Source organism: Acinetobacter lwoffii (genome assembly GCF_022967985.1).
In the GTDB taxonomy this organism is placed as follows: domain Bacteria; phylum Pseudomonadota; class Gammaproteobacteria; order Pseudomonadales; family Moraxellaceae; genus Acinetobacter.
The window spans coordinates 1-404 of the sequence record NZ_JALJVC010000059.1; the positions used below are offsets into that span (position 1 = coordinate 1).

The 404-nt window shown below is 30.9% G+C and carries 1 protein-coding gene; it reads left to right on the forward strand.

Features of this window, described 5'->3' with window-relative positions; genetic code table 11:
* Positions 1-66 precede the first annotated feature (66 nt).
* Positions 67-369: a hypothetical protein gene (locus MWG72_RS15475; RefSeq protein WP_247144432.1), complete on the forward strand. Its 303-nt coding sequence runs from the start codon at positions 67-69 to the stop codon at positions 367-369.
* Positions 370-404: the final 35 nt, after the last annotated feature.

The window sequence follows — 404 nt, forward strand, 5'->3', positions numbered from 1 at the left end:
AGAATTTCGTATAACGTGTATTATGTTAATTTTAGAAATAATTAAAAGTTTGGAAATACTAGTGAAATGCAACTTATAGAAATAGAGCCTTATTTTGGGGAACTATATGAGGATAGCGAAAATATATACCTCAATGTTTGTATAAATATGAGTGCAGTTTCTTGGGCAAAAACTATCTGCCTAGATAAACAAACGATTCAGGAATATCAGACTCAAGGAAAAGGTTTTATTGATGACTTAGCTAAAAGAATTGAAAGCAGCCAATTTAGAAAAGATTATGAAAGATTTTATTCATTTCCAGATGCCTCCGCAGAACAAAAAGAGGGAATGCTTCTAGCATTTAATGAATATAGGGCTAAGCAAAATTAAAGCCATTTAACATAATGGCGATGATACGAAATTAG

Coding starts and splice junctions, on each gene's coding strand:
- MWG72_RS15475 (WP_247144432.1), top strand. CDS start 67: ATGCAACTTATAGAAATAGAGCCTTATTTTGGGGAACTATATGAGGAT.